3 protein-coding genes are annotated in these 6,530 nt (G+C 63.7%); 1 reads left to right on the forward strand and 2 read right to left on the reverse strand.

What is annotated here, in order from left to right:
* The first annotated feature begins 154 nt into the window (after positions 1 to 154).
* Complete coding sequence (locus tag VEK15_14965) at positions 155 to 3,340, forward strand: amidohydrolase family protein (GenBank protein ID HXV61997.1); 3,186 nt, start codon at positions 155 to 157, stop codon at positions 3,338 to 3,340.
* Between the two features lie 180 nt (positions 3,341 to 3,520).
* Here VEK15_14965 and VEK15_14970 read toward each other — a convergent pair whose 3' ends face one another.
* Both VEK15_14970 and VEK15_14975 read right to left on the reverse strand, forming a co-directional pair.
* Positions 3,521 to 4,255 carry an HAD family hydrolase gene (locus VEK15_14970; protein HXV61998.1) on the reverse strand — a complete coding sequence of 245 codons (735 nt, stop codon included), beginning with the start codon at positions 4,253 to 4,255 and terminating at the stop codon, positions 3,521 to 3,523.
* 89 nt (positions 4,256 to 4,344) lie between these two features.
* Positions 4,345 to 6,105 (reverse strand): M28 family peptidase, encoded by a 1,761-nt coding sequence (locus VEK15_14975; GenBank protein HXV61999.1) that lies wholly within the window; start codon positions 6,103 to 6,105, stop codon positions 4,345 to 4,347.
* Positions 6,106 to 6,530: the final 425 nt, after the last annotated feature.

Consider the following 6,530-nt stretch of genomic DNA (forward strand, 5'->3'; position numbering starts at 1 on the left):
ATCCGAGTGAGCAATGGAAGCAGGGTGGCGTGCGCTGGACGATCAAAGAGGGCGTCGTGTACGACGCCCCCGCGTTGCTGCGCGAAGCGCTCTGGTACGTACAGCAGGAAGCCAACCGGCCGACAACCGATAGCAATTGAACTGGAGCTTATCTTTGAAGAGACGATGCCTAAATCACTTCGCTTTGCTGCTCCCGGCGTTTTGGGCGGCCGCCGTCCCGGCGAGCCAGGATGAGGAGAAACCCGCCGAATGGGACGTCTCCAATCCGCCGGGAGGAGTCGATTCCGAGATTTCGATCGATACCGACGAAGGCACCTGGATGAACCTCGACGTGAGTCCCGACGGTCAGGTAATTGTCTTCGACCTGCTGGGCGATCTCTACGAGCTACCGATCGAAGGCGGCGAGGCGAAAGCGCTGACCGAGGGTCTCGCGTGGGACATGCAACCGCGGTTCAGTCCCGACGGGCAGGAGATCGTCTTCACCAGCGACCGGGGAGGCGGCGACAACATCTGGATCATGAATCGCGACGGCAGCTCCCCCCGCGCCGTCACCAAGGAAGATTTTCGTCTGCCGAACAACCCGGTGTGGAGTCCGGACGGAGAATTCATCGCCGCACGCAAGCACTTCACCTCGACCCGGTCGCTCGGGGCCGGAGAGATCTGGCTTTATCACCGGAAGGGCGGGGGAGCGGGCCTGCAGCTGAACGAGAAACCGAACGAGCAGAAAGACCTGGGCGAACCGGCGTTCTCGCCCGACGGGCGCTTCGTGTACTTCAGCCAGGACGTGACACCTGGCGGAGTCTTCGAGTACAGCAAAGATTCCAATAATCGCATTTATGCCATCCGTCGCATCGATCGGGAGACCGGAGACATCGACCCGGTGGTGGAGGGCTTCGGAGGTGCCTGCCGGCCGACGCCGTCGCCCGATGGTCGCTGGCTCGCGTTCGTCCGGCGCGAGCGCTTCCAGTCCAAGCTCTTCATTCATGATCTCCAGAGCGGCGAGAACCATTTGCTCTATTCGTCGCTCGACCGCGACATGCAGGAGATCTGGGCGATCCACGGCGTCTACGCAAACTTCGCCTGGACGCCCGACAGCGGAGCGATCGTTTTCTGGGCGGGCGGGAAGATCCGCCGCGTCGATATCGGCACGGGCCGCGTCGCCGACATTCCTTTCCACGTGCGCCAGAGACACAAGATGAAGCGCGCCCTCCGATTCGAGAACGAGCCGGCACCCGAACGTTTCGAGACCAGGATGCTTCGCTGGGCTCAGGTCTCTCCCCAGGGCGATCGCGTGGTGTTCCAGGCCCTCGGGCACCTCTACGTCAAGCGACTTCCCGAGGGAACGCCCCAGCGCCTCACCCGGCAGAGCGATCACTTCGAGTATTACCCTTCCTTTTCGAGGGACGGGTCCTCTGTGGTGTACGTCAGCTGGGATGACGAGGAGCTCGGTGCCGTTCGCGTCGTCTCCGCCGAGGGAGGTGAAGGGCGGAAGGTGACGGACGCGCCGGGTCATTACCTGGAGCCAGCGCTGTCTCCCGACGGGGCCTTCGTCGTCTATCGGAAGGCCGAAGGAGATTATCTGCGCTCGCTCCTGTGGTCCAAAGACCCGGGCCTCTACGTGACCCCGGCCACAGGCGGTGAGCCGCGCCGAATCCACAAGACCGGGATCGCGCCGCATTTCGGAGCCGAAGACCAACGTGTCTATTTCACGGTGCAGGAAGACTGGAACAAGCGCTTTCTGCGGAGCATCCGCCTCGACGGAAGCGAGGAGCGCACCCACGTCGAGAGCGAGGTCGCCACCGAGTTTCGCGTATCTCCCGACGGGCGGCGGCTCGCCTTTGCCGAGCGCTTCCAGGCTTTTTACGCGCCCTTCGTTTCCGCTTCGAAGCCGGTCAAGGTGGGACCCAAAGAGACCGCCATTCCCGTGACCCAGGTCTCGAGCGATGCCGGGGAGTATTTGCATTGGTCGGGCGACGGCCAGAGGCTGTACTGGAGTCTCGGGCCGACCTTGTTTCATCGGGATGTGGACGCCGAGGAATCCGACGAGGGAGCGCCTTTGGGATTCGGGGTGGAGTCCGACCGTCCTTCGGGAAGTGTGGCCTTCGTCGGCGGCCGTCTCATCACCATGGATGGGGACGAAGTCATCGAGGAAGGAACGGTGCTCGTCGAAGGTAACCGAATCGTCGAGGTCGGGCCGGTCGGCTCGGTGAGCGTGCCGGAGGAAGCGGTGCGGGTCGACGTGCGCGGGGCGACTCTCATGCCAGGCCTCATCGACGTCCATTGGCACGGCTCGCAGGGAACGGACGAGATCCAGCCCGAAGCCAACTGGCAAAACTTCGCATCCCTGGCCTACGGAGTCACCACGGCCCACGATCCCTCGAATGACACCAGCACGTTTTTCGCCGCGGCGGAGATGGCCCGAGCGGGTCTCATCCTTGCCCCACGGCTCTTTTCGACCGGGACGATCCTCTACGGTGCCGCGGGTTCGTTTCGCGCGATCGTGGAGAGCGAAGAGGACGCTCGCGCTCATTTGAAACGACTGAAGGCGGCGGGCGCTTTCAGCGTGAAGAGCTACAACCAGCCACGTCGCGACCAGCGCCAGATGATCGTCAAGGCGGCGCGCGATCTCGGCATGCTCGTCGTGAACGAAGGCGGGGCGCTCTTCGAGCACAACATGACGATGGTGGCCGACGGCCACACGGGGATCGAGCACTCGCTTTCCCTCGGGGCGATCTACGACGACGTCGTCCAGTTCTGGTCGCAGACGGAAGTGGCGAACACGCCGACGCTCGTCGTGGCCTATGGAGGCATCGCCGGGGAGCGTTACTGGTACCAGCACACGAACGTGTGGGAAGACGAGCACCTTCTCACGTTCGTCCCGCGCGAGATGATCGACGCGGCGTCGCGGCGTCGCGTCATGGCCCCCGAGGAGGAGTACAACCACATCAACACCGCCCGCATCGTGAAGAAGCTGCACGATGCCGGAGTCGGAATTCAGCTCGGCGCCCACGGCCAGCGCGAGGGCCTGGGAGCTCATTGGGAGCTCTGGATGTTCGAGCAGGGCGGCATGACGCCTCACGAGGCGCTTCGCGTCGCAACGTTGGAAGGCGCCCGATATCTCGGGATGGATCAGCACCTCGGCTCCCTGAAAGCCGGCAAGCTCGCCGACCTCGTCGTCCTGGAGAACAATCCTCTGGAGAACCTGAAGAACAGCACCAGTGTGCGCTACGTCATGGTGAACGGCAGGCTCTACGAGGCGGCAACGCTCGACGAGATCGGAAACCATCCCCGCAAACGGCCAGAGTTCTGGTGGGAACGCAGAGGTTCGACGTTGCCGTGAAATAGACTACGGCCGTTGCCTCGAGATAAGCGGCCTCGAGGCTATCAAGCGGGCGTTGAGATCTCCCGCTCACGCATCTATGGAGCGAAGGCGCGGACCACAAGCGCGCTTTTTTTCTCCTGGGCTCGCATCGCTCCAGCGCTTTGTTGCCGCCCGGTCGTGGTCGTGTAGGATGCATCGTCAGGTCTCTCTGAGCTTGCGGATCCGGTGGAACGCGGCCGCGAGCGCCTTCAGGTCGGGGTAGCGGGGGCAATCGGCAAGCGTCCAGTCGTCAAAGGGATCGAGGAGCGCGGTGTGAAGTCCCGCGGAACGGCCCCCGACGACGTCCGCCGCGTAGATATCGCCCACGTGCAGCGTGGACTCCGGCCGGGCGCCGGTCGTCTCGAGCGCGTGTTGGAAAAAGCGCGGGTCGGGCTTCTCGAAGCCGACGAGGTGGGAGTCGAACACCGCGTCGAGGTGGCCCCGGAGGCCTTGCTGAACGAGGACGTTCTCGACCGTTCCGTCGGAGTTGCTCACGACGACGAGCCGGAGGCCGAGCGCCCTCATGTCCGCGAGCGCCTCGGGGACCCCGGGAAGGACGTAGCTCCAGAGCTTCTCTCGGCCTGGAGCGCGGAAGACGGGAACGAGCTCGTCCACGAGCTCGGCGAGCCCGCTCGAGACGTGGAGCTTCTCGAGAATCGTTCGCAGGTAGAGGGCGAAGATCGGGACCCCCTCGGTCGAGGCGCTTCCGGAGAGCGCCGCAGAGACGACGGGGCGCGACGCGGCCTCGGCGCGCCAAACACGCTCGGTGGAGGCCTCGATGCCCCGGGCTTCGAGCTCGTGCGAGATCCACGCGTAGTCCATCGAGACGAGGGTGTTCCCCACGTCGAGGAAGACGGTCTTCAGGCTCTCGAAGGGCAGGACCCGAGTGGACATCAGACGAACTTACCGCGAGATTCTCACTCTTGCCGGAGCCGAATGGAATCCGCTAGAGGACATCCGAGCGACGCCGACATCTTTGTGCGCTAATCGGATGAAGTACCCAGAGACGTCTCCAGCGCTTTCGCTTCCGCGAGAGCCTGCGCGATGTGGTCCTCGATACGGTTGCGCTCGCGAACGAGGTGGACGAGGGTGAACCGGTACCGATCGCTATCGCGAGCCAGCCTGTCGATCGTCTCGAGGGCGCGCAGCCCGGGCAGTGTCGGAACCTCCAAAGCGGGGTCTTGGTGGTAGGGGCCGCGTTCCTCGTAGGTGAGTCGCAGCACGGGGCGAAGGATGCGGACCATGGCGCGGACGACGTCGTTCGCCGACCCCGTCGTCGAGATACCCCTCAGCTTTTCGTCGAGAGAGTGTGCGGTCGCGTCGAGCGTCGCCGCCCGCTCGATCGCTCGAGAGAGATCGAGATGAGAACCCGTCTTTTCCTGCCGTTCTTCGAGCCGCCGTTTGAGCTCACTGGTCGCTGCCGCCAGCCGAATCGGGGGAATCGGCCGGGTCAGGAGTCGATGGAGTGCCGAGACGTACAGTTTGGTATCGCCGGCGAGGATGTCGAAATCGATCTTGTCGAACGTGTCTTCCGTCGTGTGCCAGAACCAGTAGCGCCCGCCGGGGTCGACGCGGCCGTGGTTGAATTGAAGAAGAGGTAGCCCGATCCCGTAGAATCCCTGATCCGAGTCCCGGCCCGGGCGACGCGGATCCGCCTCGATCCCCGCGACATCCTTAAAGACGGCGCGAGCGAGCTCGTCCATCGAAGCGGTGTTGCTCGAACGGTAGACCGTCGCGCCGATCTGGCCGACGCCGTCGATGTTCATGTACGCGAGGGCGTTCTCGCGCAAATCCATCCAGGCGTGGTCGACGTACCAAGCCGATCCTGCGTAGCGACCGTTGGAATGGGCCGGCCACCAGGCAATCTTGAGGCTTCTTTCGAGCTCATCGCGATGGCGATGGAAGATGCGCGCCATCTCGACCATCGCGGCGTTCGAGGCCCCTTCATCGACCGCCGCGTAGTGCCATCCATCGATGTGTCCGCCCACGAGAACGAACCCGTCCGGGTCCTTTTCGCTTTCGATGGTGGCCACGGGAAGTCGCAACGTCTTGAAGCCGGTGTGGACCTCGGTGTCGATGGTCACGGAGACCGCCCCCGATGCCGAGGCTTCTCGAAGCGCCTCTCCGTCTGGCTTGTTGATGTTGACGCTCGGAATCCGCGGGAGCTCCTCGTAGTTGAGATGCGTTGGCGTTCCCCAAATCGGGCTCACGGTGAGCTCCTGGATGAGCTCCGAGTACGACATGAAGATGGCGCCGACCGCGCCCGCGTCCTGCGCGTGCTTGACGCCCCACGGCAGGGGGAGGTCGTTGACGAGGACGACTTTGCCTTCGACGTCGACACTCGCATAATCGTCTTCGGCTCCTTCGCCGACGTAGACGAGCTCGCCCCGGACGCCTCCAGGTCGAGTCGGTGCCGCGAGCGCCTGGGTCCGACATGTCGGCTCGCGCGGCTCGGCGCCTTCGACGCGAAGGCGACAATCGCCGGGGTCGCTCACGTAGGCGGGAAACTCGTGGACTTCGACGGCGATTCCCTCGCTTCTCAACGTTCTCACGATGTAGTCCACGGCGGCATGCTCGCCGGGACTTCCGCCGTCCCGCCGATGCTGGACGATCTCCCGCGCATGTTGCTCGATCGCGTTCTTGTCGACCTCGCTCAGTACAACCCGCTCCTCGGCAGATCGCCCGAACCGCGGCACGAGAACGGATACGAGAACCGCGAGAACAACACCGACCCAAGCACGCATGTTTTCCTCCCGAGGCTACCAAACCAATGGGTTACCGACACAAACCATGTGACTGGTCCGAGTTCCGCATCAAACTGAGCGGAGAGAAAACTCCCATCCTCGAAGGCGTCTTTTCCATCGTCTGGCCGGCCGACCGAGCTTAAACGAGGCGGTCGAGCCATGTCCACCTTCTACGGGTGGATCGGCGGCCGTCTGGAACGAGTCGAAAAGATGGTGATTGATCTCGGGATCTCGGAGTCTCGGAGATCCGATCCCGTGCGTTGCGCTTCAGCGGCAGGGGGCCAGTCCCTAGACTCCGCACTGAGCCAACCAAGGCTGCGCGTGGTGCCACCTACGAAGTGGTTAGCCGAAAAGAAAGGCCCTGACCGCTGTGAGGGCGAGTTGCCAATAAGCGAGAGATCCGTATAACAGGGCCGCTCAGCGGC

Source organism: Vicinamibacteria bacterium (assembly GCA_035620555.1).
Classification (GTDB): Bacteria; Acidobacteriota; Vicinamibacteria; order Marinacidobacterales; family SMYC01; genus DASPGQ01.